The organism is Parafrankia discariae (assembly GCF_000373365.1).
Taxonomy (GTDB): Bacteria; Actinomycetota; Actinomycetes; order Frankiales; family Frankiaceae; genus Parafrankia; species Parafrankia discariae.
This window is the reverse complement of the sequence record NZ_KB891213.1, coordinates 54722-81115: the sequence shown is the minus strand read 5'-3', so window position 1 is coordinate 81115 and position 26394 is coordinate 54722. Positions and strand designations below refer to the sequence as shown.

24 protein-coding genes and 2 pseudogenes are annotated in these 26394 nt (G+C 71.5%); 16 read left to right on the top strand and 10 right to left on the bottom strand.

Translation table 11 applies throughout. The features are described from left to right. Positions 1 to 251 (bottom strand): transposase (locus tag B056_RS0115335; protein WP_018502750.1); only part of this gene is annotated, 251 nt, incomplete at its 3' end. Between B056_RS0115335 and B056_RS45780 the strand changes: the two genes are divergently transcribed. The 3 genes from B056_RS45780 to B056_RS0115320 are packed head-to-tail and all read left to right on the top strand — an operon-like array spanning position 213 to position 1506. After that, a complete protein-coding gene (locus B056_RS45780) occupies positions 213 to 641 on the top strand; it encodes a glycosyltransferase (protein ID WP_326828231.1) in 429 nt (142 codons plus the stop codon). The genes B056_RS0115335 and B056_RS45780 overlap by 39 nt on opposite strands. Continuing rightward, positions 638 to 853, top strand: coding sequence for a hypothetical protein (locus B056_RS44425; protein ID WP_230203009.1), 216 nt, complete (start codon positions 638 to 640; stop codon positions 851 to 853). Before B056_RS45780 ends, B056_RS44425 begins: the two co-directional genes overlap by 4 nt. Before the next feature lie 11 nt (positions 854 to 864). Then, entirely contained in the window at positions 865 to 1506 is a 642-nt protein-coding gene (locus B056_RS0115320; protein WP_018502747.1) for a DsbA family oxidoreductase, read from the top strand. Between the two features lie 60 nt (positions 1507 to 1566). Here the strand turns inward: B056_RS0115320 and B056_RS0115315 are convergent. The 4 genes and pseudogenes from B056_RS0115315 to B056_RS36610 all read right to left on the bottom strand — a co-directional run. Continuing rightward, a pseudogene (locus tag B056_RS0115315) lies at positions 1567 to 2391 on the bottom strand (rhamnogalacturonan lyase family protein); the annotation flags it as partial. A gap of 204 nt (positions 2392 to 2595) precedes the next feature. Beyond that, on the bottom strand, positions 2596 to 3384 hold the full coding sequence (locus tag B056_RS0115310; protein ID WP_018502745.1) for a TauD/TfdA dioxygenase family protein: 789 nt from the start codon (positions 3382 to 3384) through the stop codon (positions 2596 to 2598). 49 nt (positions 3385 to 3433) lie between these two features. Further along, positions 3434 to 4822, bottom strand: coding sequence for an LLM class flavin-dependent oxidoreductase (locus B056_RS0115305; protein WP_018502744.1), 1389 nt, complete (start codon positions 4820 to 4822; stop codon positions 3434 to 3436). Further along, positions 4819 to 6108 (bottom strand): annotated as a pseudogene (locus B056_RS36610) (NtaA/DmoA family FMN-dependent monooxygenase). Before B056_RS36610 ends, B056_RS0115305 begins: the two are co-directional and overlap by 4 nt. A gap of 482 nt (positions 6109 to 6590) precedes the next feature. Between B056_RS36610 and B056_RS0115295 the strand changes: the two are divergent. The 7 genes from B056_RS0115295 to B056_RS0115265 all read left to right on the top strand — a co-directional run bounded on the left by B056_RS0115295 (position 6591) and on the right by B056_RS0115265 (position 15428). Next, positions 6591 to 7943, top strand: coding sequence for a glycosyltransferase (locus tag B056_RS0115295; protein ID WP_018502741.1), 1353 nt, complete (start codon positions 6591 to 6593; stop codon positions 7941 to 7943). After that, positions 7906 to 8340 (top strand): MEKHLA domain-containing protein, encoded by a 435-nt coding sequence (locus B056_RS44415; RefSeq protein WP_154677047.1) that lies wholly within the window; start codon positions 7906 to 7908, stop codon positions 8338 to 8340. The genes B056_RS0115295 and B056_RS44415 overlap by 38 nt, the downstream gene beginning before the upstream one ends. Before the next feature lie 259 nt (positions 8341 to 8599). Further along, a complete protein-coding gene (locus B056_RS0115285) occupies positions 8600 to 9508 on the top strand; it encodes a Dyp-type peroxidase (protein WP_018502739.1) in 909 nt (302 codons plus the stop codon). 120 nt (positions 9509 to 9628) lie between these two features. After that, positions 9629 to 10519 carry a phenylalanine 4-monooxygenase gene (locus B056_RS0115280; RefSeq protein ID WP_026239739.1) on the top strand — a complete coding sequence of 297 codons (891 nt, stop codon included), beginning with the start codon at positions 9629 to 9631 and terminating at the stop codon, positions 10517 to 10519. Positions 10520 to 10639: 120 nt separating this feature from the next. Then, the gene (locus B056_RS0115275; protein WP_035751575.1) at positions 10640 to 14026 is read left to right on the top strand and encodes a BTAD domain-containing putative transcriptional regulator; all 3387 of its coding nucleotides are present in this window, start codon (positions 10640 to 10642) and stop codon (positions 14024 to 14026) included. Between the two features lie 53 nt (positions 14027 to 14079). Continuing rightward, positions 14080 to 14727 carry a hemerythrin domain-containing protein gene (locus B056_RS0115270; RefSeq protein WP_020572513.1) on the top strand — a complete coding sequence of 216 codons (648 nt, stop codon included), beginning with the start codon at positions 14080 to 14082 and terminating at the stop codon, positions 14725 to 14727. 107 nt (positions 14728 to 14834) lie between these two features. Next, positions 14835 to 15428 (top strand): DUF4232 domain-containing protein, encoded by a 594-nt coding sequence (locus tag B056_RS0115265; RefSeq protein WP_076784701.1) that lies wholly within the window; start codon positions 14835 to 14837, stop codon positions 15426 to 15428. 242 nt (positions 15429 to 15670) lie between these two features. On the opposite strand, the gene B056_RS0115260 is transcribed toward B056_RS0115265, so the two are convergent. Further along, positions 15671 to 15856, bottom strand: coding sequence for a helix-turn-helix transcriptional regulator (locus tag B056_RS0115260; protein ID WP_018502734.1), 186 nt, complete (start codon positions 15854 to 15856; stop codon positions 15671 to 15673). A 301-nt stretch (positions 15857 to 16157) separates the two neighbouring features. Between B056_RS0115260 and B056_RS0115255 the strand changes: the two genes are divergently transcribed. Beyond that, a complete protein-coding gene (locus B056_RS0115255; RefSeq protein ID WP_018502733.1) occupies positions 16158 to 16364 on the top strand; it encodes a cold-shock protein in 207 nt (68 codons plus the stop codon). A 495-nt stretch (positions 16365 to 16859) separates the two neighbouring features. Here the strand turns inward: B056_RS0115255 and B056_RS36600 are convergent, their stop codons facing one another. After that, a complete protein-coding gene (locus B056_RS36600) occupies positions 16860 to 17402 on the bottom strand; it encodes a P-loop NTPase family protein (RefSeq protein WP_035751573.1) in 543 nt (180 codons plus the stop codon). Between the two features lie 155 nt (positions 17403 to 17557). On the opposite strand from B056_RS36600, the gene B056_RS0115245 reads away from it, so the two are divergent. Beyond that, on the top strand, positions 17558 to 18190 hold the full coding sequence (locus tag B056_RS0115245) for a class I SAM-dependent methyltransferase (RefSeq protein ID WP_018502731.1): 633 nt from the start codon (positions 17558 to 17560) through the stop codon (positions 18188 to 18190). Positions 18191 to 18331: 141 nt separating this feature from the next. On the opposite strand, the gene B056_RS43640 is transcribed toward B056_RS0115245, so the two are convergent. Beyond that, entirely contained in the window at positions 18332 to 18895 is a 564-nt protein-coding gene (locus B056_RS43640; RefSeq protein WP_018502730.1) for a lipocalin family protein, read from the bottom strand. Positions 18896 to 19011: 116 nt separating this feature from the next. Between B056_RS43640 and B056_RS43635 the strand changes: the two genes are divergently transcribed. Beyond that, complete coding sequence (locus B056_RS43635) at positions 19012 to 19188, top strand: hypothetical protein (protein WP_230203006.1); 177 nt, start codon at positions 19012 to 19014, stop codon at positions 19186 to 19188. A 760-nt stretch (positions 19189 to 19948) separates the two neighbouring features. Beyond that, positions 19949 to 20776, top strand: a complete 828-nt coding sequence (locus tag B056_RS45775) for a helix-turn-helix transcriptional regulator (protein WP_018502727.1) — start codon at positions 19949 to 19951, stop codon at positions 20774 to 20776. Between the two features lie 46 nt (positions 20777 to 20822). On the opposite strand, the gene B056_RS36585 is transcribed toward B056_RS45775, so the two are convergent. Continuing rightward, positions 20823 to 22391 (bottom strand): MFS transporter, encoded by a 1569-nt coding sequence (locus tag B056_RS36585; protein ID WP_230203005.1) that lies wholly within the window; start codon positions 22389 to 22391, stop codon positions 20823 to 20825. A gap of 97 nt (positions 22392 to 22488) precedes the next feature. On the opposite strand from B056_RS36585, the gene B056_RS0115215 reads away from it, so the two are divergent. Then, complete coding sequence (locus B056_RS0115215; protein WP_018502725.1) at positions 22489 to 23454, top strand: helix-turn-helix transcriptional regulator; 966 nt, start codon at positions 22489 to 22491, stop codon at positions 23452 to 23454. Between the two features lie 56 nt (positions 23455 to 23510). On the opposite strand, the gene B056_RS0115210 is transcribed toward B056_RS0115215, so the two are convergent. Continuing rightward, positions 23511 to 24740 (bottom strand): ABC transporter ATP-binding protein, encoded by a 1230-nt coding sequence (locus tag B056_RS0115210; protein WP_018502724.1) that lies wholly within the window; start codon positions 24738 to 24740, stop codon positions 23511 to 23513. A gap of 382 nt (positions 24741 to 25122) precedes the next feature. On the opposite strand from B056_RS0115210, the gene B056_RS0115205 reads away from it, so the two are divergent. Beyond that, positions 25123 to 26391, top strand: a complete 1269-nt coding sequence (locus B056_RS0115205; RefSeq protein WP_026239737.1) for an ABC transporter substrate-binding protein — start codon at positions 25123 to 25125, stop codon at positions 26389 to 26391. Positions 26392 to 26394: the final 3 nt, after the last annotated feature.

Below are 26394 nucleotides of genomic sequence, written 5' to 3'. Positions count from 1 at the left end.
GCCCACAGACCGGCCCGGGTCCAGTCCTGGAACCGGCGGTGCGCTGTGGGGACCGAGACCCCGAACTCGGCCGGTAGGTGCCGCCAGGCACATCCCGCGGTCAGCACGTAGACCACCGCGGTGAACACCGCCCGATCGGCAATCGGTGCGGTCCCGCCACCTTGCTGGCGGGGCTCGAACCGGGGTAGCAGCGGTTCCACCAGCGCCCACAGATCGTCGGGGACCAGCCGCACCGCCAGGCTGTTCTCCATCACATCCATGATCAGATATGTACCCAGCGCCCCCACACGAGACACGCACTTAGACAGAATGCTTCACCGGCAGCTGATCCGACCGGCGCTGGCCGGCTCACGGACGAGGACGTCCTCGTCGTCGCGGTCACCGGGGGTGGCGACCCGGCGGAGCTCGGGCCGCTTCCGGCCAACGCGAGGGTGGAGCGGTTCATCCCCTTCGACCGGCTGCTGCCGCAGGTCGACGTTTTCGTCGCCAACGGCGGCTATGGCGGTGTGCAGCTCGCGCTCTCGCACGGGGTCCCGATCGTCGGCGCCGGCAGAACCGAGGACAAGATCGAGGTCAATGCCCGGTGGCCGCGTCTGGTGTGGGGCTGGACCTGCGTACCCAGACCCCGGAGCCGGAGGTGATCCGTGGCGCTGTCTCGACGGTTCTCGCCGACTCCCGGTACGCCACCGCCGCGCGCCGGATGCAGGCCGAGATCGTGCGGGCGGGACGTGAGACCCGGGCGGCCGAGCTGCTCGAACAGCTGGCCGGAGGTGCGACCGGGAGCCACGTCGCTGATCCGCGCAGGCACGGCCGGGCGCCGCTGCACGGATCCGCTGTGGTCGGCTCACCGTAAGGTGAGGCGTTATGAAGGTCGAAGTCTGGTCCGACATCGTCTGCCCGTGGTGCTACATCGGCAAGCGGCGACTGGAGAAAGCGCTCGCCCGGTACGAGCACGCCGGCGAGGTCGAGGTCGTCTGGCGTAGCTTCCAGCTCGACCCGGCGCAGCCGCGCGGCGAGAACATCCCGACGTCCGAGATGCTCGCCCGCAAGTACGGCGTCACCGCGCCCGAGGTCAGGGCCATGAACGACCGGGTCAGCACGCTGGCCGCCGAGGAGGGTCTGACCTACCACCTCGACCGGGCCGTCACCGCCAACACCTTCGACGCGCACCGCCTCGTCCACTTCGCCGCCACGCTCGACCTCGCCGGCGCGCTGGAGGAACGGCTGATGCGCGCCACCCTGGTGGACGGCGTGGCCGTCGACGACCTGGACACCCTCGTCCGGCTGGCCGCCGAGGTCGGCCTACCGGCGGACGGCGCCCGCGAAGTCCTCGACGGCGACGCGCACGCCGGTGACGTCCAGGAGGACCTCCGTCAGGCCCGCGCGCTCGGCATCAGCGGCGTGCCGTTCTACGCCGTCGACCGCACCTACGGCATCTCCGGTGCCCAACCGGTCGAGACCCTCCTCGACACCCTGCGCGGCGCGTCGTCCCCCGTCGCGTCCTGACCCGGTGACCGGCCGCCCTGTTCGGGGCCGGGCCGGTCACCGGGGCGTGTACACGGTCTTCTACCGGGGCGTGTACACGTCCGGCCAGGGCGCGGCGGGCATGGCGGCGCCGATGCGGAACGAGGGGTGCGGCGGCTGGTTGTAGGCGGTGTTCTGCCAGGCCACGGCCACCCGGTACTGCGGGTCGTGCATCAGGGTGACGATGCGCCGGTCGGTGGCGATGGGCGTCGAGTAGACGCGCAGCGCGGAGCTGTCAGCTGTCGGCTGTCGGCTGTCGGCTGTCGGCCAGATCACCTCCTCGCGCCAGTCACCGAACAGGTCGGCGGACAGGGCCGGCGTCGCCTTCGTCCCGTTGTTGGCCACGGCCCCGCTGGCGGTGAGCAGCCGGGTCTCGCCGGACGGCCCGTACTTGTCGATTTTCGTCCGGTCGAGCAGCTCACGCACCGGATCGCCGTCCCACCAGACGAGGAAGTTCGTCGAGGACGGCTTGCGGCCGACCACCTGGCCGGCCGGGTCGAGGATCCCGTCGCCACCGGACGCCGACCACGACTCGGCGCCGGGGCTGCCGTCCCAGATGTCGTCGGACACGCCCCGGCCGTTGTCGCCGTTCGGCGGGGTCGTCCACAGGATCTGCCCGGTCGCCGCGTCGGCCAGCCACGAGCTGGGTTTGCTGGCGCCCTCGTCGATCTTGAACACCTCGAGGCCGGGGCGCGCCGGGTCGAGGTCGCCGACGTGCATCGCGTCACCGTGCCCGTTGCGGGTGTTCCACAGGCCGGTGCCGTCGTCGTCGACCGCCATCGACCCGTAGACGATCTCGTCGCGGCCGTCCCGGTCGACGTCGGCGACGGCGAGGTTGTGGTTGCCCTGGCCCGCCCACGCCGAGCCGGCGGCGTCGCGGCGGGCAGAGTCATCCGACTCACGTGTTCCTTCTCCTTCACCCCCACCCCGGGCCGCGTATTGCCCACCTCGCGCTAGATGACCCCAACCTCTTTTCATCGGATTTCAGCTACTTTACGACAGCAAATTGTTCAATTGGTTTTCCAAATCGCGCGGACTGGTCAAGGGGAACCGGCCGGCACCCGTTCAGAGTCAACCGCCGATGACCTTGCGATACTCGCGTGGGCCGTCGTAGTCGTTCACCGCGTAGTGCCAGGTGGCCTGGTTGTCCCAGATCACGAAGTCTCCCGGCTTCCAGCCGAAGCCCACGGTGTAGTTCGGGGAGGAGGCGTGGGCCAGGAGGAACGGTAGGAGGGCTTCTCCCTCGGCCGGGCTGATTCCGGTCAGGCGGAGGGCCGACGAGCTGAGGAAGAGCCCCTTACGACCGGTGCGGCGGTGTGCGCGCACCACCGGGTGCTCGATGGTCTCGGTCACCGGCGGCCGGTTGTAGGTCCCGTCCCCGGGGTAGGCGCTGTACACGGCGTTGACCGATTCCAGGAGCAGCTTGAAGGGCTCGGACAGGCCGCCGTACGCCGCCTGCAGATCGGCCCACAGCGTGTGGCCACCGATCTCCGGCACGACCTGATAGGTCAGTGACTCGCTGTTGAACGGCGGGTTCCGCCAGGTGCCGCCGACATGCCACGTCGCGGCCGTGCCCGCCTTCTCGAGGCTGAAGACGTACACCAGCCGGTTGTCCTCGTGGCGATACAGCCACTGGGGATGGTCGAACGGCTCATCGAAGATCTGCACTGCCTGCACGTGCGCGTCCGGTGAGAGGTTCTGGCCACGGAAGACCAGAACCTTGTGCTTCCAGAAATCCTCGCGCAGCGCTTCGGCGGTGGCGGCGTCGACGCCACCCACCAGGTCGACACCGAGGATCTCGGAGCCGAGCACCGGACTGGCCCGGCGGATTTCGTAGGGTGCGGTTCGGGTGGCGGTCACCGTGCCCCCTCTCTGAACGGGACATCTGGAACTCGATCGCGGGCAGGTCTCATCGGGGCGACCGGGCCTGGACCGCGGACCAGCGACTGGGCGGCCGGGGCAGACCGAGGTTCTCGCGCAGTGTTCGGCCGGAGTACTCGCTGCGGAACAGGCCACGGCGGCGCAGCTCCGGAATCACCAGGGTGGCGAAGTCGTCGAGCGTGTCCGGGAGGTAGGGGAAAATGACGTTGAAGCCGTCCGCGCCGCGGCCCTCGAACCATTCCTGGATGTGGTCCGCGATCGACTCCGGAGTACCGACGATGGTCCTGGTGTCCCGGGCGAGCTGTCGGGCCAGCTGGCGGATGGTCAGGCCGCCGGCCCGGGCCCGCTCGACGAGGTGCCGCTGGGCGCTGCGGCTCTGGTTGGACGCCGGCAGATCCGGCAGCGGCCCGTCCAGCGGATGGGCGGTCAGGTCGACGCCGCCGAGCCAGTAGGCGAGGTCCGCCAGCGCGACGCGCGGGTCCAGCAGGGAGGTCAGCCGGGCGAGCTTGTCCTCGGCCTCGCCGATCGTGCGACCCACGACCGTCGACAGGCCGGGCAGCACCACCACCTCGTCCGGGTTCCGGCCGGCCGCCCGGACGCGTGCCTTCAGGTCGGCGTAGTACGCCTGCGCGTCCGCCAGGTCGGGATGCTGGGTGAACACGACGTCGGCGACCGGGGCGGCCAACGCGCGACCGGCGTCCGACGCGCCGGCCTGCACGATCACCGGGCGGCCCTGCGGCGGCCGCGGCATGTTGAGCGGCCCGGTCACCGCGAAGTGCTTCCCACGGTGGTCGAGGCGGTGCGGCGTGGCCTCGCCGAAGTGGACGCCGCTCTTTCGGTCATGAGAAAAGGCGTCGTCGTCGAAGCTGTCCCACAGGCCGGTGACGACGTCGAAGAACTCTGCGGCGCGTTCATAACGCAGTTCGTGGTCCAGGTGCCGTTCGAGGCCGAAATTACGCGCTTCGGCGTCGTTGAGCGACGTGACAACGTTCCAGCCGGCCCGCCCGCCGCTGAGGTGGTCGAGGGAGGCGAAGGCGCGGGCCAGCTGGTACGGCTCGTTGTACGTTGTGGAGGCGGTAGCGATCAGTCCGATCCGGCTGGTCGCCGTCGCGAGGGCCGCGATGAGCGTGGTCGGCTCGAAGGAGTCGTTGACGACCGAGACCCGGCTCAGCACCTCCTGGTCGGCGAACGGCACGCCGACCAGGTCCGCGAAGAAGACCGCGTCGAACTTCGCCCGCTCGGCGGTGCGCGCCAGCTCGATCACATGGCGGATGTTCACTCCCGCGTCGGCCACCGTGGCCGGATGCCGCCAGGCGGCGAGGAACTCCCCCGGCGGTTTGAGGAACGCGTTCAGATGGAGCTGGCGCGGGCGCGGCTGCGGCTGCGGGCGCGACTGATCCGGCGACGTGGCGGTCATCTCGCGGTCGGCCCGGCCTCGGTGGTGGTCGGCCCGGCCTCGACGACAGCCGGCTCGGCGCGCGGGCTCGGTGGCCGCGGGAGGCCCAGATGCCCACGCAGCGTGGTCTCCTCGTACTCTGCGCGGAACAGCCTGCGGCGACGTAGCTCGGGCACGACGTGGTCGACGAAGTCCTCGGCCGAGCCGGGCAGACGGGGAAATCTGACGTTGAAGCCGTCGGCCGCCCGGGCGCGGAATCAGCGCTCGATGTGGTCGGCGACCGTCCCGGGCGTGCCGACGACAGAGGAGACGGCGGCGAACCGCGGTTCCACCTCGCGGAGCGTCAGGTTCTCCTGCCCGGCGAGGTCCGGAGGCGGCGGCTCCCGCAGCTCGTCGAGCCGGGCCCGGGCCTCGGCCTCGGTGCTCGCGACGTGGGGGGCGAGCACCGGCCAGATCAGAACGTTGTCGGGGTCGCGGCCGTGCGCCGCCGCTCGCCCCTTGAGATCGGTGCAGAAGGCCCGCGCGCCCGCCAGCGATGTCGGCGCCGTGCAGATGACCTCGCCGTGCCGGGCGGCGAAGTCCCCGCCGGTCTCCGACGCCCCGACCTGGAAGATCACCGGGGCGCCCTGGGGTGGCCGGGAGATGTTCAGCGGCCCGCGGACCGTGAAGTGCTCCCCCGCGTGGTGCGGCGTGCGCAGCCCGGCGGGCTCGTAGTAGATGCCACGGGCTCGATCACGGACGACCGAGCCGTCGGTGAAGCTATCCCAGAGCCCGCGGACGACCTCGACGAACTCCTCGGCCCGCCGGCGGCGCAGGGCAGGGTCGAGATGGGTGTCACGACCGAAGTCGCCCGCCTCCCATGGGTCGGTCGAGGTCACCGCGTTCCAGCCGGCGCGGCCGCCCGACAGGTGGTCGAGTGAGGCGAGTTTCCGGGCAATGTGAAAAGGCTCGTTGTCGGTGGTGGTCGCCGTCGCGACCAGGCCGATCCGCTCGGTCACCGTCGAGAGCGCGGCCAGCAGGGTGAACGGCTCGAAGTGGCCGGCGCGGACGGTGCGCCGCGGCGGGTCCGGATCATGGCCCCAGCTCGCGACGACGTCCGCGATGAACAGCGCGTCGAAGGTGCCGCGTTCCAGCGTCCGGGCGAGGCTGATGTGGAAAAGCAGGTCCAGCTGCCCGTCCGGTGGTGCGGGCGGATGGCGCCAGGCCGCGCCGTGCCCTCCCGCGCCGTGCAACAACGCCCCGAACGTCAGCCGCCGCGGCCTGCCCACCGTTCGGTCACCCGCCCCGGTTCGCACCTGGACATTCATCGGACAGCCCCGACCACACCGCCAATGCTCGCCACGGCACCGCCTGTCTGACCGCTCGGGGCTTTCCTCACGCGGGCACCGCCGGACCAGCGGACTCACCGATCGTCGCATCGTGGGGTAAGCACCGTCAACCACCCGGACAATTTACTACCGGCTTACTTCCCAAATGTTTCTCCTCTTTGAACGCGAAGAGGCCGTGCCATCCGGCGGAAAGCAGAAAGAAGCGATCGGAGCGGCGATCCCGCCACTACAAAGCGGACTGCGGGTTATCCTCGTAGATACGGAAACAACCCGACCCTTCACGACTACCGGGAATCCATGTCTACTCGCGCCAAAACCATGATCGATTTGACCCGGCCTGATAGTTTTCAAACTCTTGAGTGACACTCCGGAGAATCGCTTCGGGAAGACTCACCGCACAGGGTGACCTCAACGCGTCGCGGGTGTCGCGCAGGCATCGCCCTGTCCGAGGAGGATCCGTCGTGGCCCGCTTCCTGTTCGCCACGGTCCCGGCCGTCGGCCACACCGTGCCCGCGCTGCCCGTCGCCCGCGCCCTGATCGAACGTGGCCACACCGTGCGCTGGTACACCGGCGGTGCCTTCGCCGAAAAGATCGCAGCCGTCGGTGCCGGCTTTCGCCCGATCACCGATCCCGACTTCGACTACAGCTTTTACAGCCTTGCCCAGCTGGAGCAGCACTTCCCCGGGCGTCAGAAGCTGTCCGGTCTGAAAAAGGTGCGGTTCGACCTGGTTCAGGGGCTCTCCAAGCCGGTCCCGAACCAGGTTCGGGACCTGACGGCGCTGCTGCGGGAGGAGCCGGCCGACGCGGTGGTCACCGACACCGCCTTCATCGGCGGGATACTCCTCCAGGAGCTGGGCGGACCGCCGCTGGCCGGGTTCGGCATCACCGTCCTTCCCTTCCCCAGCAGGGATCTCGCGCCCTTCGGTATGGGCCTGGCGCCGGCCACCGGCCCACTGGGCCGGCTGCGCAACAGGACGCTGGCCGGCTTCACCAACCAGGTGGTGTACCGGCCGGTGGCCAACGAGATCAACCGGGCCAGGCGGATGTTCGGCCTTCCCCCCGCGAGCGGGGCGATTTTCTCCTATCCGCTGGCCACTCGGCTCTACCTGCAGTTCAGTCCACCCAGCTTCGAATACCAGGTCTCGGATCCACCCGGCCAGATCGCCTTCGTCGGGCCGCCACGGCCGCCGGTGGACCCCGCGTGGGAGCCGCCGTCCTGGTGGCACGAGCTGTCCGGGCGGCGGGTCGTCCTCGTCACCCAGGGCACCGTCGCCACCCACGCCGATCAGCTGATCCGGCCCGCGCTGGCCGGGCTCGCGGACGAGAACGTCCTCGTCGTCGCGGTCACCGGAGGCGGCGACCCGGCGGAACTCGGGCCGCTGCCGGCCAACGCGCGGGTCGAGCGGTTCATCCCGTTCGACCAGCTGCTGCCCTGGGTCGACGTTTTCGTCACCAACGGCGGCTATGGCGGTGTGCAGCTCGCGCTCTCGCACGGCGTCCCGATCGTCGGCGCGGGCATGACCGAGGACAAAATGGAGGTCAACGCCCGGGTGGCCGCGTCCGGCGCCGGGGTGAACCTGCGCACCCAGACCCCGGGGCCGAACGCGATCCGCCGAGCCGTCGCGACGGTCCTCACCGACCCCCGGTACGCCGCCGTGGCCCGTCGGCTGCAGGTCGAGATCGCGCGGGCAGGACGCGAGACCCGGGCAGCCGAGCTGCTCGAACGGCTCGCCGGCGGATCGGCGACGGGCCGGCCCGAGCTGGTCTCAGGGACGACTGACGATCGGCTCCGCCTGGACCAGACGGCGCGGTAGATCCTGGGCACGGCCGCGCCGCCCGACCCGCATCCCCCACCGGCCTGCCGCGGCGGACTCCCGTAATGTCGATCCTCGCTCTTGGATCGTCTGGCCTTGGACGTCGGCCGCCCTTCGTTCCCGCCTCCCGGTCGATGCCCCAGAATTCGAATACACCTGGGACGAGTTCGTCGGACTGCCGTCCCGGCTGTCCGCCCAGGCCGACAGCCGGGACGCGCGCCGGCGGCTGATGGACGGCGTCCTGCTGCGCGGCTACGCCAGGGACTACCGCGGCGAACGCACCGCGCGGTCGGGCCGCCGTTTCTGGATCGAGGACACGACGATCTGGAACCTCCTCGACACCGAGGGCGTGCTCCACGGGCAGGCCGCACTCATCCGCGGCTGGTCCGACGTCTGACGTACGGCTCGCCGGCCGGCTCACGAAGGGTTCCGCGCGGACGCGGTGGACCTGATCCTCGGCATGGCTCCCGCCGTGGGTCTGCGCCGCACGCACCACCGGCGATCAGCCGGAGTACGGCGATCTCACGCCGCGGCCCCCTGGCCAGCCACGCCCGGCCGCGGCGGCACCGAGGCCGGTCGGCCCTCTCCCCGCACTGGCAGAGTCGACAAGGATGGGGCGGGCGGCCGTGGGGCCGCGAACGGGAAAGGCTGGGTTGGTGACGCAGACGGGAATCTTCGGCCTCGGCACGCCGGAGCACTGCTACCTGGAGTTCGATCTCCGTGACGGCGCGTCAGTCGCGGAGTTGGTGAAGGCGGTCGCCGCCCTGACCGGCCCGCTGTCGACCGGCGGCGGGGTCAACCTCGTCGTCGGTTTCCGCCCGGAGCTGTGGGCGCTCGTCGAGCCCGGCGGGCTGCCGCCGGGTGCGCGCGGCTTCGCCGAGCCCGTGGTGGGCGTCGAGGGCTTCCGGATGCCCGCCACCCAGCACGACGCGTGGGTCTGGGTCGCGGGAGGTGACCGCACCGCCGTCTTCAACAACACGCGGGATGTCGTCGCCGCGCTGGCCGGGATCGCGACGGTTGTCAGTGAGGTCACCGGGTGGCTGTACCAGCACGACCGTGACCTGACGGGGTTCATCGACGGCACGGAGAACCCCTCGCTGCTCGAGGCCGCCGCCGTCGCCGTGGTGGCGGAGGGCGCCGGAGCCGGCAGCAGTGTCGTCCTGATCCAGCAGTGGCGGCACGACTCGGACAGCTTCCAGGCGCTCCCCGTGGAGGAGCAGGAGCAGGTGATCGGCCGCACCAAGGCCGACAGCACCGAACTCGCCGAGGACGTGATGCCACCGACCTCGCACGTCTCCCGGACGGTCGTCGAGGAGGACGGCGCCGAGCTGAAGATCTTCCGCCGGAACACCGCCTTCGGCACGGTCACCGACCACGGCACCATGTTCGTCGGCTTCAGCAGTGAGCAGCGGCGCCTGGAGATCATGCTGCGGCGGATGGCCGGCAGCGACGACGGCCTGCGCGACGCGCTCACCCGCTACACGACGCCCGTCAGCGGCGCCTACTACTTCGTTCCGGCGGTGCCGGCTCTGGCCAGGTTCGCACCCGAGGACGAGGACGGCTGACCCCCGGGCACGCGGCGCTCGCCACCGTCGCCGGGCCCGTCACCGCGCGGTGTGGTTGCGACGCCACGGAACCGGTGGTCTCCTGGGCCGTGGGTACCGACCCCGGCGGAGGAGGTGGCGGTGTTCGAGGAGGCGCAGTATTTCGCCCCTGTCGTGGAAAAGGCGGACGGGCAGGTCGAAGTCCGCCTGGCCAGCTCCCATCCGGGGGCGGCCGACCGCGAATACCAGGCCCGGCGTAATCAGATCGCCCAGCTCGCCCTGCGGTGGCGCCCCGGGCAGCCCGTTCCGCGGGTGGCGTACACCGAGGCCGAGCACGCGGTCTGGCGACTGGTCACCGGTGAGCTGGCGCTGGCCTACCGGGGGTGTGCCTGCGCCGAGTTCCTGCGCGGCGCGGCGCGCCTCGGCCTGCCCGCCGACCGGATCCCGCAGCTCGACGAGGTGAGCGGGCCGCTGCGCGAACTGACCGGTTTCCGTTATGTGCCCGCGGCCGGCCTCGTCGGGTTGCGGGAGTTCTACGGCTCGCTCGCCGACGGCGTCTTCCACGCCACGCAGTACCTGCGGCACCACACGGTGCCCTTCTACACCCCGGAACCCGATGTCATCCACGAGGTCGTCGGGCACGCGAACGCGCTGGCCAGCGACCGGTTCGCCGCGTTGTACCGGGCGGCCGGCGCGGCGGCCCGCCGCGCCGGGTCGACCGACGCGCTGCAGTTCATCTCCAAGGTCTTCTGGTTCACGCTGGAGTTCGGCACGGTCTACGAGAACGGTGATCTCAAGGCCTACGGCGCGGGAATCCTCTCCTCGTACGGAGAAATGGAGGAGTTCCGCTCCGTCCAGGTCCGCCCGCTGGACATCGCGGCCATGGGAACGACCGACTACGACATCACGAGATACCAGCCGGTGCTGTACGCGGCTGATTCCTTCGACCAGGTCGAGGATGTCGTCGGCGGCTTCTTCACCGGCTGCGACGACACCTCGATCGCGGGGCTTCGCATGACCGCGATCGACTGACCACGGCCGGCGGCCCGCGACCGGCTGACCGCGACCAGCTGACCGCGACCGGCTGACGGCGACCGAGCGACCGGCCGATCACGCCACGGGTGCACTCCCGCCGGCCCTACTATCGGGCCCGTGCGAATTCAGGTCCTCGGACCGGTAGAGGTGCTCCTGGGCGGTGTGCCGCTCGACCTCGGCCCGCCGAAACAGCGTGCGCTGCTCGCCCTTCTCCTGGCCGCCGGCGACACCGTCATCCCGGTCGAGACAATCATCGAACGGCTGTGGGACGGCCAGCCGCCGGCCAGCGCGACCGCCAGCCTGCAGGTGTACGTGTCGAATCTGCGCCGCCTGCTCGAGCCGGAGCGGGACCCGCGGGCGCGGGCGACCATGCTGGTGACCCGGGCGCCGGGGTACGCGCTGCGCACCGACACGGCGGAGGTCGACGCCCGGCGGTTCGTCACGGCGCTCGGCACGGCCCGCGGATCGCTGGAGGCCGGTCGGCCGGGCGAGGCGCTGCCTGTCCTCGACGCGGCACTGGCGCTGTGGCGCGGCGACGCCTACGCCGACGTGCGGGACGCGTCCTGGATCAGGCCGGAGGCCGGCCGCCTGGAGGAGCTGCGGCAGAGCGCCGGCGAGGACCGCGCGCGAGCGCTCGTCGAGCTGGGGCGGCACGACGAGGCCGCCGCCGACCTGGAGGCCCTGACCGCGCGCCATCCGCTCCGTGAGCGGGCCTGGGGGCTGTTCGCCCTCGCGCTCTACCGGTGCGGCCGATCGGCGGAGGCGCTCGCCGCGCTGCGGGCGGCGCGCGCCCACCTGGCCGAGGAGCTGGGCGTCGACCCCGGGCCGGAGCTCGCCGCCCTGGAACTGGCCGTCCTGCGCCACGACCCCGCGCTGGCCTGGTCCGGCGGCGTCCACGAGCCGCCCCCGGCGGCGCCGGCGCCCGCGCTGTCGCCCGCGCCACCGCTGCCGCCCGAGCCCGCGCCACCGCTGCCGCCCGAGCCCGCGCCACCGCTGCCGCCCGCGCCCGCGCCCGCGCCGGCCGCGTCCGGCCCGTTCGTGGGCCGTGACGAGGCGCTCGCGGCGCTGATCGCGGCGATCCCGGCGCCGTCCCGGCGTGGACGCGTGGTGCTGGTCGACGGCGAGCCGGGTGTCGGCAAGACGCGGCTCGTGGCGGAGCTGGGCCGCCGGGGCGGGGTGTTGACCGCCTGGGGGGCGTGCCCCGAGCACGAGGTGGCGCCGGCCCTGTGGCCCTGGGAGCAGAGCCTGCGCGCGGTGGCCGCCGCGCGGCCGGACGTCCCGGTGCCGCCCGGCGTGGCCGCACTGATCGACCAGCGCGCGCAGGAGCCCGGCGGGTACGACGCGGCCGGGGCCCGGCTGCGGCTGTACGAGGGGGTCGCCGGCTATCTGGCGGCGGCCGCGCCGTTGGTCGTCGTGCTCGACGACCTGCACTGGGCGGACGTCTCCTCGCTGCGGCTGCTGGCCCACGTCGGCGGGGTGGCGCCGCGGGGCGTGCTGGTGATCGGCACGTTCCGCACCCACGAGGCGGGCGCGTTGGCGGACACCCGCGCCGCGCTGGCCAGATCCGGCGGCGAGCGGCTCCACCTCGACGGGCTGGGCGACGCGGCCGTGCGCGAGCTGATGCGGGCCAGCACCGGCACGGACCCGGGGCCCGAGACGGCGAGCGCCCTGCGCGCCCGTACCGCGGGCAACCCGTTCTTCATCGGCGAGCTCGTCCGCCTGCGCGGGCCCGGCCGACGCGACCCGGAGCAGGCCGTGCTGCCCGATCACGTCCGCGAGGTGCTGTCCCGGCGGGTCGCGCGGCTGCCGGAGCCGGCCGCCGCGCTGCTCGCCACGGCCGCGGTCGCCGGCGGCGAGTTCGACGCGGACGTCGTCGCGCAGGTCGCCGGGCATACCTTCGAGACCTCCCTCGATCTCCTCGACGCCGCGCTCGCCGCCGGGCTCGTCGTCGAGGCCGGCGATCCGCTGGGCCGGTTCCGGTTCTCCCACGCGCTGGTCCGCGAGGCGCTCGACGCCGGGCACTCCCGGCTGCGCCGCGCGCATCTGCACCGCCGGTACGGCGAGGTCACCGCCGAGCGGTACGCCGGACGTCCCGAGCGGGCCGGCGAGGTCGCGCGGCACTGGCTGGCCGCAGCCGAGCTCGGCGGCGAGACGGCCCGTTCCGCGACGGAGCACGCCGCCCGCGCGGCGCGCGCGGCGGCCGACCGGCTCGCGCCCGAGGACGCGGCCGGCTACTGGCAGGAGGCGCTGGCCGCGGCCGAGCTGGCGCGGGCCGACCGCGGCACCCGCCTGGAGCTTCTGCTCGGCCTGGTCGGCGCCCGCTACGCGGCGGGCCAGCTCAACGACGGGCTGGAAGTGGTGGACCGGGCCCTCGACGAGGCCGGCGACGATCCGTACCTGGTCGTCCGGGTCGCCGAGGCCGCGATGGGTGGCTCTCCGTGGTTCCCGTTCCCCTACGGCACCGACCGCGGCCGGCTGCACCGCGCGCTCGAGCGGGCGCTCGGCGGTCTGCCGGCCGCCGGCCGCGACCGGGCACTGGCGGTCGGGTGCCTCGGGGTGCTCGAATCCCACGTCGGACGGATGGTCGAGGCCGAGCGGGCCGGTGCGGTGGCCGTGGCCCTGGCCCGGGAGGTCGCCGACGACCCGGTGCTGCTGCCACGGGTGCTGCACCTGCGCAGCCTCACCGTGACCGGGGTCGACCACGCCGAGCACCGGCGCGCGTGCGCGCTCGAGCTGACGTCCCTGCCGTCGACACCACCGGAACTGCTGGTCGGCGCCCAGCTGACCCTCGTCGACGGCCTGGTCCGCTCCGGGCAGGTCGCGCGGGCGCGGGCCGCGCTGGACGAGGCCGACACGATGGTCACCAGGCTCGGCTCGCCGACTCTCGCCTACCAGGCGGCGATCATGCGAGCGGCGCTGCTGGCCTTCGCGGGCGAGCTCGAGGAGTCCGCCGACGTGGCGACCAGCGCCGTCGGGCGGCTCGGGCTGGCCGCGCAGAACGGGGTCGAGGCCTCGTTCGTCGTGAACGTCGTCGACCGGGCCCTCCAGGCCGGCACGCTGGCCCGGCTGGCCGACACGCTGGTGCGCTCGCTGGCCTCCACCGGCGTCGAGGCCCTGCGCGGGCCGCTGGCCCTGGCCCTCGCCGCTGCCGGGCGTCCCGAGGCCGGTCGCGCCGCGCTCGCCGAGCTGCGGCTGCCGCCGCGGGACTACACCTGGCTCGGGGCCGTCATCATGCGGCTGAACGCCGCGGTGGCCCTCGGCGCCCTGGACACCGTCGAGGAGGACATCGCCTGCCTGCGGCCCTTCTCCGGCGAGCTGGCGAGCCTGGGCACCTGCACGGCGGTCGTCGGGGCCGTCGACAGCCACCTGGGCGAGGCCTACCTGGCGCTCGGCGACCATGCGGCGGCCCGGGAGCACCTGACCGCGGCGCTCGCCCTGCTCGAGGCGAACGACTCCCCCTACTGGACGGCAAGAGCGCACCAAGCACTTGCCAAGTGCCCGTAAAGAGGCAAGGGCCACGCTGAGTCCCATCCGAAGGAAAACGGGAGGGAACCTCGATGGCCCGCGCACTGATCATGGATGACCTGGCCGGTTTCGTCATCGCGCACGCGGGGATGCGCCAGGAGTTCGGCCGGCTGGCCCGGGTCGCCCGCGCCCCGCGTGACGCCGGGCACGCCGCGCTGATCGAGGAGCAGATCGCGCTGACCACAGACGTCCTGCACTGCCACCACACCGGCGAGGACCGGGACCTGTGGCCGCTGCTGCGCCGGCGCGCGCCCGAGGCGGCCGGCGAGCTCGACGCCCTCGCCGCCGAGCACGAGTCCGTCGACCCGCTGCTGGCCGCGGCCGCCGACACCTCCGTGATGCTCGCCGAGCGGGCTGAGGTCCTCGACGCGCTGCACGAACGGATCAACACGCACCTGGACCACGAGGAGGCGGTAGCCCTGCCGCTCATGCTCGACCATCTGACCCTGGCCGAGATGGAGGAGATCGGGCGGCAGGCGCTCGCCGAGATCGGGCGGCGGCGGGCGCCCGCGGTGTTCGGGTGGTATTCGAGCGGCGCGCACAAGGAGCTGCGCACGGCCGCTCTGGCGACCGTTCCGCCCATCCCCCGGTTCCTGTTCAACCGGTTCTGGTGGCCGGCCTACCAGCGCCGTTTCGAGGCGCTCTACGGCGCCGCCGAGCGCGCCCTGCTGGGAGTCTGACCCCGGCCCGCGCACCCGGGGTGTCGGGGTCGTGACCCCTGATCGACGCCGCCCGTCCACGCGTGAGACGGTGCCGGCGCGGGGGCCACGATCGTCATGGAGGACGTGTGCGACGACCGTCAGACGTGGTGCGCCGCCGGTGGGCGGTCGGTGTCGTGCTGGTCGCGGCCGTCCTTCCCGCGGCCTGCGCCGACTCGACCGACACGGCGGCGGGCTCCCCCGTGATCTCGGCGGGGGCCACGGGGGCCGCGGGCTCCCCGCCTGCCGCCGCGGTCGCGCGGTGCACCGCCGCGGACCTCACCGCGACGCTGGACACGGCGCCCGCCGACGATCCGGGCCAGCGACAGCTCAACGTGACCTTCGCCAACCGTTCCACCGCCGGGTGCTCCCTGTACGGGCACCCCGGCGCGCAGCTGCGGTCGGCGACCGGGGACACCTGGGACCTCGTGCGGTCCACCCTGGTCAGTCCCACCCGGATCGTCCTGGCGCCCGGCGAGCGGGCCCACGCGACGCTGGCCTACCTGCCGACCGACCCCGGCGACGGCACCGGCAACCCCGTCTTCGCTCCGGTCACCCTCGTCCTGACCCCGCCGGACGAGCGGGACCCGCTGTCGGTCCCGTGGGCGCGCGGACCCGTCCTGCGGCAGGACGGCGCCACCCACCCCGGCACGTACATCTCCGCGCTAGAGCCGGGCTCCTGAGGCCCCGGGGCCACCCCGGGTGGACGCCGGTCCCCTCGCGGGACGCGGCACCGCTTTTCACATTTCAAGTCCCGGTGCCCGACTGGTTGAGGGACTGATCCGGCCTGTACGGATTCAGCACGCGATTGGGTCGCCCCGCCCTGAGCCAGGGTCGGCACGCTCCGCCGCCGCAGTGCGCCGTGTGGCCTGCGCGTGGCCCGCGGGTAGCCCGTGCACGGCGCCGGTGAGGGCGCCGGGAACCATCAGTCCGTGGTCCGACCCTCCAGCAGCCAGGCCTCGACGTCACCGGCCCGCCACAGGTCGAAATAGGCCACAGACCGGGCGGGCTCGGGAAAATCATCACGAGCGCACAGCCGCCGGGCCCGATCCGCCGAGATGCCCAGCCGACGGGCGATGTCCGCCGTACTCCACAGGTCATCGGCTGTCACAACAGCATGCTACGCGTATGCCCCACAGGCTCGGGGATGGTCATCGCGGGCCCGCGCGGGCCGGTGGCCGCCCACTCTCACCGACCACGCACGGAGCACACGACCCGCCGGCCGCTTCCTGTCTGCGATCGGCCGCAGGCGACACACTCGCGATCAAGGTGTACGGTGGGTCCGTTGCTCTTCTATTTGGGTGCCGCCGGTCACCTTCAGGATGGCATCACCGGTGATCAGAAGTTGGAGATCACCGCGCAGATTCGGGACACCACGTGGGTGTACCGCAGCAAGCGAGCGAGGAGCGACCGTGTCAGAAGGTACTGTCAAGTGGTTCAACGCCGAGAAGGGCTTCGGCTTCATCTCAGTGGACGGCGGAGGGCCCGACGTCTTCGCCCACTTCTCGTCCATCGTGGGTGACGGCTACAAGTCGCTCGAAGAGGGGCAGCGCGTGTCCTTCGACATCGAGCAGGGGCAGAAGGGGCCGCAGGCCGCCAAGGTGCAGCCCCTCAGCTAGTACAACTGGATAGAAGCCAGCTCGTCTTGGGGCTAGAACCTCAGTTTTTGTAGGGGTCCGACAAGCCCGATCACGTCGCTGCGTGGCAACCGGCCCACGTCGCTATCGAGATCAATTCAAGACTTGAACGTATTCACCTCGCTGTTCGTAAAGTGCGGTTTTCGGACGCGGGGGCGCGCGAAGATTCGCGCGTTTGACATAGTTGGTGGACATACCCAACAGTCCGGCGGTACCTCTGACTTGGGCAGACAGTTCACGTACAGACCGCGGGAACTACTGCGCGGGGACTACTGCCACCGATCGTCAGTGGTCGGTTCGGGAGTAGGTCGACCGATCATGAGTCGACGCGGCCGCGCCCGTGTACCCGCGGGGCTGTTGTGATCAAATATGTCACTGACTCCTGAAGACTGAGCCCCTGGAACCCACAAGGTTCCAGGGGCTCAGTCTGTTTTCTGCGATTCCGTCGCAGCATCGACCAAATCGCCGCCGGTCAGGTCATCGCACGGCGCGATCGAGGGGCGCCGGTGGCAGCGCGGCGACCCAGCGCCGAGCCTCCCGGCGGCTACCCAACCGAACCAGCTCCTTCCCGCCGTTGACCGGATCCGCGAAGCGGGCACCGTAGCGCACCCGGTACTCACCGTGCTTGTGCCACGCCCAAAGGATCGGATGCGAGGCCCGCAGCAGCTCACGCCAGCGTTCCCGGTTGCCGTTCCACAGTGTGGTCCGGCACACCACCCGGCGGGCCGTCCTCGTCACAACCTGCCATTCGACCAGCCAGCGCGGCAGGTCCAGCCAGACGACCGTGTCGGCCCTGGCCCACAGGAGCTCACGCACGGCCGAGTAGTTGCCGTCGACGATCCAGCCCGGAGCGCCGGTGATCTCCTCGACGTCGGCCCGGAAGGCGGGGCGTGGCTCCCAGCCCGGGCCGTGGTAGAGCGCGTCGAGCTCGACATGCGGCACGTTCAGGCGTTCCGCGATGCTTCGGGCGAGTGTCGACTTCCCCGCTCCGGACGCCCCCACCACCAGTACCCTGCGCACAGCGATGATCTTATCCGCGGCCGGCGGGTACTCCCCGGGCAGGCGCCGTAGTCTGGGTGGACGCCAGGAGCGACAGACCGGTTATGCACAGTGACCAACCTCTCCGCTCCAGGCCATTGAGTACCGTTCCCGACCCTCGAGGAGGACCGCTGCGCATGGCCATCGCGAACGGTCCGGACGGCGTGCCCATCCCGCTGCGGCCGCGGCATCCGGCTGATTTCGACGCGTTCTACCAGGGGACGCCGCCCTGGGACATCGGTCGCCCCCAACCGGCGTTCGAGGCTCTCGCCGCGGCGGGGCTGCTCCGCAGCCGGGTGCTCGACGTGGGCTGCGGCACCGGGGAACACACGCTGCTGGCCGCCGGTCGCGGCCTGGCGGCCACCGGCATCGACACCGCCCCCGCGGCCATCGCCCGCGCCGACGCCAAGGCGGCCGACCGGGGCCTGTCGGCCCGGTTCCTGGTCTGGAACGCCCTGGAGCTGGTCGCCCTCGGCGAGAGGTTCGACACGGTGCTCGACTGCGGCCTGTTCCACATCTTCACCGACGACGACCGCACCCGTTTCGTCGAGGCCCTCGGGGCCACGATCGTCAGTGGCGGCCGCTATTTCATGCTCTGCTTCAATGATCAGGTCCCCGGGGCGACCGGACCACGCCGGGTCAGCCAGTACGAGATCAGGGCCGGCTTCACCGACGGCTGGCGGGTGGATTCCGTCGAGCCGGCCGAGATCGAGATCACCCTCGGGCCCGGCGCGATCCCGGCCTGGCTGGCTTCCATCACCCGGCTCTGACATCACCCGGCTCTGAGCGTCGCCGTCCGCCGTGGGCACCGGCCGCGATTCCGGCCGTGCCTCGCGGCCGGACACGCGGCTGGCGCCACCGCCGCGTGGGCGGCGGTGGCGCCAGCGTCTCGCGGGTGCGGGTGCGGGTGCTTACAGGTCGAGCGCGTCCAGGATGCCCTGCCACACGGAGCCGCGGGTCGGCAGCGTGATGGACGGGGTCAGCTCGGCGTACGCCTTACCGGTGATGTCCGCACCGTTGAGGGTGCCGGTCACCGTCGAGGTACCTTCCCAGTACGAACCCTGCGGAATAAGCGGGTTGTACAGTTCCTGGTCGGCGAGCTGAGGCGTGATCGTCAACGTTCCACCCGGAACGTTGATCGCCCACTTCTGTTGGTGGACGATGCCCGTGTGTGGGCTCGTCCAGCTGCCCAGGGGTGTCGACGAGATGGTGTTGGGCGCGAGGTTCGTGGTGGTGCCGTTCGCGTTCACCCGGGTGCCAACCGTCTGAACCAGCTGGTTGTTGGCATTGTGGATGAAGTAGAGCATGCACTGCGTGTTGTCGTCGAGCTGGATGCTGAACCGCTCCCAGCCACCCGGACCGGCGGTGAAGTCGCCCCGCTGGTGGTCCTGCCGGGCGATGCCGGTGACATTCACGAGCACGCCGTGGTCCAGCAGCGTTCCACTCGCCGAAGCCGCCCGAAAGATGGTCGACACCGTTCTTGCCGTCCATGTGGTACAGGCCGACGGTGTTGTTGAAACCGCCAGCGGCCGGGACGACGTCAGGCTGGAGCGAGTAGGTGGCCTCGTCCTGCTTGAAGGTCTGGCGGGTGATGTCGCTTGAAGAGCCGCTCCAGCACCCCGAGTCCGGTCCGGTCGCCCCAGCGCGCGCGGACGACCTGCTGGACGTGCACGCAGTCGGGAGCGACGGTGTCGAGTTCCGCCACCTTGAAGGCCTCGCCGTCCACGGCGAGTTCGTCGTGCCATCGGCCGTGGGGCGGTGGCGGTGAGCTCGGCGACCAGCCCGTGTTCCGAAGCGTCGACCCGGACACGGCTGACCCGCAGCGGTTCGACGATCTCCACCGAGATCGGGCCGACACTCGTCCTGATCCGGTCCAGCGGGATGCGCCCCGACGCGAACACGGACCGCTGCACACCGTCGTGAACCACACTGAAGGCGGCGTCGATGATCCCACGATTGGGATAGAGACCGAGCGCGGGCGCGAAATACATCTGCTCGTCGTAGCCGTTGGGCCAGAACCGGTCGCAGTGATCGGGATGGCCGCCGGCGTGCGCGACAGGCAATGCGGTCTGGTGCACCGGACAGTCGTCAAACGGCGTGAGCATGTAGTCCCTTTCAGCGTACACGGGCTCACGCCGTCAGATCGGCAGAACCGGTGGACCGGTGGACCGGTGGACCGGTGGACCGCTCCTGCCGGTCTCCCACCGGTGTTCCCCTGATGGTGTGCCGGAACAGCAGCGATCCCTGACGGTCGGGAATCCTCAGCGGAACTACGCGGGCGGGTACGGGGACCGTCCGTACTACGTAATGCCTTGCCGGCCCCCGCCGCGGCGACCAAAGATGATCCATGCCCGCGCCAATGCCGCTGCGACCCCGGAACGAGCAGCGGACCCGGAACGAGCAACAGCCCCGGAACGAACTGTTACCGGCGGAAGGAACTGTTACCGGCGGAACGAACAAGCTTCGTCGGCCGGCGGGACGAATGCGCGGACCTCAGACGGCTGCTCGGCGGTGTTCGGCTGGGCACGGTGACGGGTGTCGGTGCTGACCGATCACATCGCGTCCCGGCACATGTTCCTTTCACTGGACAACTGCGAGCATCTGGTGGACGCCTGCGCGGAGCTGGCCGACATCCTTTCGAGCTCACCGAGGACAACCAGGCCGCGGTCGGCGAGATCTGCCGCCGGCTGGACGGGATACCGCTCGCCATCGCGGAGCTGCGCGACGACCACCGGCTCCGTTCCTACGCGGAGTGGGCCTACGCCACCGCCACCTGGCGCACCGGTGATCCCGAGCGGGCGCTGGCCGTCGCCCGCACGGCGCTCACCAGCCGGCCCGACCATCTGGGCTTCGCGCTGTGCCTGGAGACGCCGGCCTGGATCGAGACCAGCCTCGGGGAGTGCGCCACCGCCGCCGCCGTCCTGCTCGGCGCGGCGGACCGGCTCTGGGAGCGGATGGGCACGTCGACCGTCGCACTGCCGGCGCTGTTCAGGTTCCGGCGGCGCTGTGAGGCCCGGTCCCGCAAGGCGCTCGGCGGACGGTCCTTCGACGCCGCCTGGGCCCAGGGCGCGGCGCTGTCCCCCGAGGACGCCTGCGCCCGCGCGACCAAGGGGTCGTACCCCGCGCCGGCGGGTACCGCCGGCCGGGACCAGGGCAGCCGGCTGACGAGACGGGAACGGCAGGTCGCCGACCTCCTCGCGCGGGGGCTGAGCAACAAGGAGATCGCGGCCACCCTGGTGATCTCCAACCGCACGGCCGAGACCCACGTCCAGCAGATCCTGAACAAGCTCGGGTTCACCTCCCGGGCCCGGATCGCGGCCTGGATCGCCGATCAGCCGGCCACCGCCGCGGGATAGCCCGCCGGACCGACGTCCGACCTCGGGCCGGCCTCGGCTGGAGCGGCTACCGGCCGTCCGTCAGCAGCGCTGGAGCCGGCTCGGGCAGGGATCCTGGTCCGGCCGTCCGCTCCGGGGCGGGCAGGCGTTCCGGCCCGGCGGGAGACGCCTGGGCGGGAGACGCCTGGGCGGGCACGGACACGGGCACGGCCGGTATCCGCCCGCGGCGCCACGCCAGCAGCAGGGCGCTCACGGCGGCGACGCACGCGACCGCCGCGAGAGCGTAGCCGGTGCCGTACTCCGCGTCGCGGGTCGAGCCGCCGTCGTCGGCGGTGGTCAGGAACACCGTGCCGACGGTCGCGACGCCGATCACCTGGCCGAGCTGCATCAGCGTCAGCAGCAGGCCGCTGGCGTCGGCCGCGTCCTCGACCGGGACGTGCTCCAGTGCCACCGAGATGATGATCGACATCACGCCGAGGCCCAGGCCGATCAGCGCGGTGAGGATCTCGTAGCGCACCCCGCCGCCACCCAGCGGCCCGAGGAACAGATACGAGACGGCGGCGAACACCAGCCCGACCGGGATCAGGTTCGCGTGCCAGCTGGCCGGCAGACGCTGCCAGCTCAGCCCGACCGCGCCGAACGCGACGACGCACGGGACGAACGCCAGCCCGGAGCGCAGCGGGCTCATCCCCAGGTCACCCTGCAGGTGCAGGGTGGTGGTGAACAGGAACCCGGCCCAGGAGGCCGGCCCGAGCAGGAGCGTGCCGGCGGCGGGCAGCAGCACGGGCGCGCGCAGCACCCGCACCGAGATCAACGGACGTCTCCCGCGGGCCGCGACGGCTCGCTCCACCAGGACGAAGAGCACGAACAGGACGACACTCGCGGCCAGCGACACCCCCGTCCAGGCCGGCCAGCCGAGCTCGTGGCCGAGGATGAGCGGCATCACGAAGAGCAGGACCGCCGCGCTGAGGACGAGCAGGCCCGCAATGTCGAGGTCGGTCCCCGGGCGCCCCTCGTCGGCGGGCATGACGCGGGGGCCGACGACGAGCAGCACCAGCCCGATCGGCACGTTCACCAGGAAGACCGTCCGCCAGCCGGCGTCGAACAGGTTCGCGCTGACGAGCAGCCCGCCGGCGGCCTGGCCGACGACGACACCGCCCGCGATCACCGCGGAGAAGTAGCCGAGGGCCCGCATCCGCGCCGCACCGGCGAAGTTCCGCTGGATCAGGCTCATGACCTGCGGGGTCATCAGCGCGGCGCTGACCCCCTGCAGGAAACGGAAGGCGATCAGCGAGGACGTCCCGGGTGCCAGGCCGCAGGCGAGCGAGGCCACGGTGAACCCGGCGAGTCCCAGGTTGAACGCGCGCCGGTGCCCGAGCATGCCGCCCAGCCGCGCACCGGTGATCAGCAGAACCGCGTAGGAGAGGACATAGCCGGCGACGATGAGCTGTAGCCCGGCGCCGGAGACGTCCAGATCCGTTCGCAGCGTCGGCAGCGCCACGTTGACGATGCTGACGTCCAGGATGGCCATGAACTGGCCGAGGAGGATGACGGCCAGCAGGGCTGCGCCGGCCGCCGGGCGCTCAGTACCGGGATGTGGTGCCCGCGTCTGAGAGATGTGTGTTGCTTCGACCATGAGCCTCAGCATGGGGCGGCCCGGATACTGGTAACAAGAGCCTGTCGATACTGGTACTGGCAGCACCTGGCACCGGCGCCGCGCAGCGGACAAGCTGGTGGACGTGACGCTGACGCAGCCCCAGGCCCTTCCGGCCGCGACGGTCCGTGACCTGCGCCCGGCGCCGGCGGGCTCGCCGGCGGCCGGCCCACGAACGGCGGCCGGGCCGCGGGACGGGCGGCGCCGGCCGGAGCTCGCCTCGTTCCTGCGCAGCCGGCGCGAGCGCATCACCCCCGACGAGGTCGGCATGCCGCCCGGGCCCCGCCGCCGCACGCCGGGGCTGCGCCGGGAGGAGGTCGCCCAGCTCGCGGGCGTGGGCGTCACCTGGTACACCTGGCTCGAACAGGGGCGCCCCATCAACGCCAGCCCGCAGGTGCTGGACGCGGTGGCGCGCACCCTGCGGCTCGAAGTCGCCGAGCGCGAGCACCTCTACCGACTGGCGGAGACGCCGGGGCCACAGCCCGCCACCGACGAGGCCCTCTCCCTGCCACGGGACATGCGCACCATCCTCGACAGCCTCGACCCGCTGCCCGCCTGCGTGGTCAACGCACGCTCCGACCTGCTGAGCTGGAACGCGGCCTACTGCGCGCTCTTCCCGCTCCTCGTGAACGCCCCCGCCGCCGAGCGGAACTCCGTCTGGTTCACATTCACCACCCCGCGCTGCTGCAACCCGCTGGTGAACCTGGACGAGCAGGCACCCGAGCACGTCGCGATCTTCCGGTACCGCTACAGCCAGCACATGGACGACCCGAGCTGGCAGGAGTTCGTCCAGCGGCTGTGCGCGGCGAGCCCCGAGTTCGCCCGGCTGTGGGCCACCCATGACGTGGCCCCGCCGCGGCCCTGCGACAAGGTCTTCCACTATCCGGCGGTCGGGGACATCGCGACCCGCAGCACGAACCTGGATCTCTCGGCCCTGCCCGGCACCCGGCTGGTCATCTACACCCCGGTCGACGACGAGAGCCGGGCCAACATCGCCTGGCTCCGCGCCCACCCCGAGGCGACCGCCCCGGACCACCGGCACTGACCCGGTCGACGCCGCAGGGCGCACAGCCCGTCCACTTCGCGGGATCTCTCCCGGAGTCAGGCGATGGCGAGACTGCGGGGTGTGGCCAGAGTCGCGCCGGTCTCGGCGTCGAACAAGTGCAGTCGCTCGACTTCAACGTAAAGTCGCAACCTCCCACGGACAGTGACATCGGTACGTGGGTTCAGCGCGGCTGTGAACGTCTTCCTGTCCGCGTCCACCCCGGGTGCCGCCCCGGAAGGCTCGTCGTCGGTGGCCGTCAGCAGGCTCGCCGCCCGGGCGGCGGCACCGGTGAGTATGCCCGCAGTCATCTGACCGTGGGCGAGTGTCTCGGTTCCCAGCCGCTCCACCAGGTCGATGTCGATGTCGATTATCAGGGCCGGGTCCGGCGGCGGTTCAGTCTCGACGTCGTGGGGGCGGACACCGACGATCACCTCGGCACTGTTCGGGAGGGTCAGTGAGGCTGTCAGGTCGGGCGGCAGCGTGAGGGTCTGGTCGCCGACCCGCAGGGTGACGGCGTCGTCCTGCGCGACCAGGCGGCCGGGGACGAGGTTGGCCGGCGGGCTGCCGATGAACGCGGCGACGAAGACGTTCGCCGGGCGGTTGAACAGGTCGTCGGGCGTGCCGACCTGCTGCAGCCGTCCGTCGTGCAGGACGGCGACCCGGTCGGCCATCGTCATCGCCTCGGTCTGGTCGTGGGTCACGTAGAGCGTGGTGGTGCCCAGTGAGCGCTGGATGCGGGCGATCTCCGCGCGGACCCGCACCCGCAGTTTCGCGTCCAGGTTCGACAGCGGCTCGTCCATCAGGAACGCCCGCGGCTGGCGGACGAGCGCGCGCCCCATCGCGACCCGCTGGCGCTGGCCGCCGGACAGGGCCCGCGGCCGCCGGTCGAGGAGCTCGGTCAGGCCGAGTGTCTCGGCCGCGGCGGCCACCCTGGTGTCGCGTTCCCGCCGATCGATTCCGGCGAGCCTGAGGCCGAACTCCATGTTGCGACGCACCGTCATGTGCGGGTACAGGGCATAGCTCTGGAAGACCATGGCGAGGTCGCGGTCGGCCGGCGCCACCTGGGTGACGTCCCGGCCGCCGACGAGGACCTGGCCGGCGGTGGGCGCGAGCAGGCCGGCGACGATCCGCAGCGCGGTCGTCTTGCCGCTGCCGGAGGGACCGACGAGGACGAGGAACTCGCCGTCCCCGATCACGAGGCTGAGGTTGTCGAGTATCGGCCGGGCATCCGGTGTCGGCCGGGCGTCGTAGCTGAGCGTGACGTCGCGGAACTCGATCGTGGACATGGGGCTCCCTCTTCCCTGCGGCACCTGTGCCGGACGGGTCGACCGCCCCGGCGCGCGGAATTCCGGACACGGATTTCCGGACGCGTGGGACGGCGGTGTGTGTGGCGCCCGACCGGCCGTGGCGGACGTTCGGGAGAGGGAGTTCCCGAGGCCCGCGTCCTGGCGCCGTCCGGCCAGATTCGCATGATCCGCGCCGACCGTCCAGACCTTCGTCCCGAACGGATTCGACTCCTTTCCGGTATTACATGAACACTCTCCGGAGTCCATTTATCCGAGGGTCATCAGACCTTGACAGTCCCGTCATGTCCGTTCACAGTTTCGAAGCCATGAGAGCGCTCACACGCGATCAGCGCGGTGGGTGTGAAGCCAGAGGGAGGGCTTCATGAGGGCACGACGAGGTCGCCACGCGGCCATGGCCGGGACGGCCGTCCTGGCCATGGCGTTACTGACCAGCGCCTGCGGCGACGACGGGGGGAAGACCAAGCTCACCATCAACACGTTCGGCGTCTTCGGCTACACCGACCTGTACCGAGAGTTCGAGGCGAGCCATCCCGGCGTCGAGATCGTCGAGACCGTCAGCGAGTACAACGACCACCACAACAACCTGGTCAACCACCTCGCGGCCGGCTCCGGAGCCGCCGACGTCGAGGCGGTCGACGAAGGCTTCATCGCACAGCTGAAGGCCGCTCCGGAGCAGTTCGTCAACCTGCTCGACCACGGAGCGGGCGACCGCGAGCAGGACTATCCCGAGTTCAAGTGGGCCTCCTCGCTGTCGGCCGACGGGAAGACCCAGATCGGCCTGGGCACCGACGTCGGCGGGCTCGCGATGTGCTACCGCACCGACCTGTTCGCCGCCGCCGGGCTGCCGACCGACCCGGCCGCGGTCAGCGCGCTCTGGCCGAGCTGGGACGACTACTTCGAGACCGGGCGCGCGTTCACCGCGAAGAACACCGGCCCGAAGTTCTTCGACGCCGGCACCAACATCTACAACGCGCAGGTCTTCCAGTTCGACGAGAGCTACTACGCCACCGGAACGTCGAACGTGATCGTCGGTTCGAATCCGAAGATCAAGGCCGCCTTCGACTCCACCGCGCGGGCCATCGCGGACGGCCAGTCCGCCGGCCTGGTCGCGTTCGAGGACGAATGGGTGACCGCGATGAAGGAGGGCACCTTCGCGACCATCACCTGCCCGGCCTGGATGCAGGGCTACATCAAGGAGAACGCGCCGGACACGGCCGGGAAGTGGAACATCGCCGCGATCCCGGGCGGGAGCGGCAACTGGGGCGGCTCCTGGCTGACCATCCCGGCGCAGAGCGACCACCAGGAGCTGGCCTACGAGCTGGTCTCGTTCCTGACCGCCCCGAAACAGCAGATCCGCATCTTCACCGAGACGGGCAACTTCCCGTCCAGCCTCGGAGCGATCAAGGATCCCGCGGTGCAGTCGTTCACCAACCCGTTCTTCGACGACGCCCCCACCGGCCGGATCTTCGGCGAGTCGGCGATCAAGCTGGCGCCGCAGTACCAGGGCCCGAAGCACGGCGCCGTGCGACAGGCGATGGAACACGGGATCCAGCGCATCGAGCAGGAGCACCAGGCCCCTGACGTCGCGTTCCGGGAATCGGTCGACGAAGCGGAACGCGCGGCCCGCTGAGCG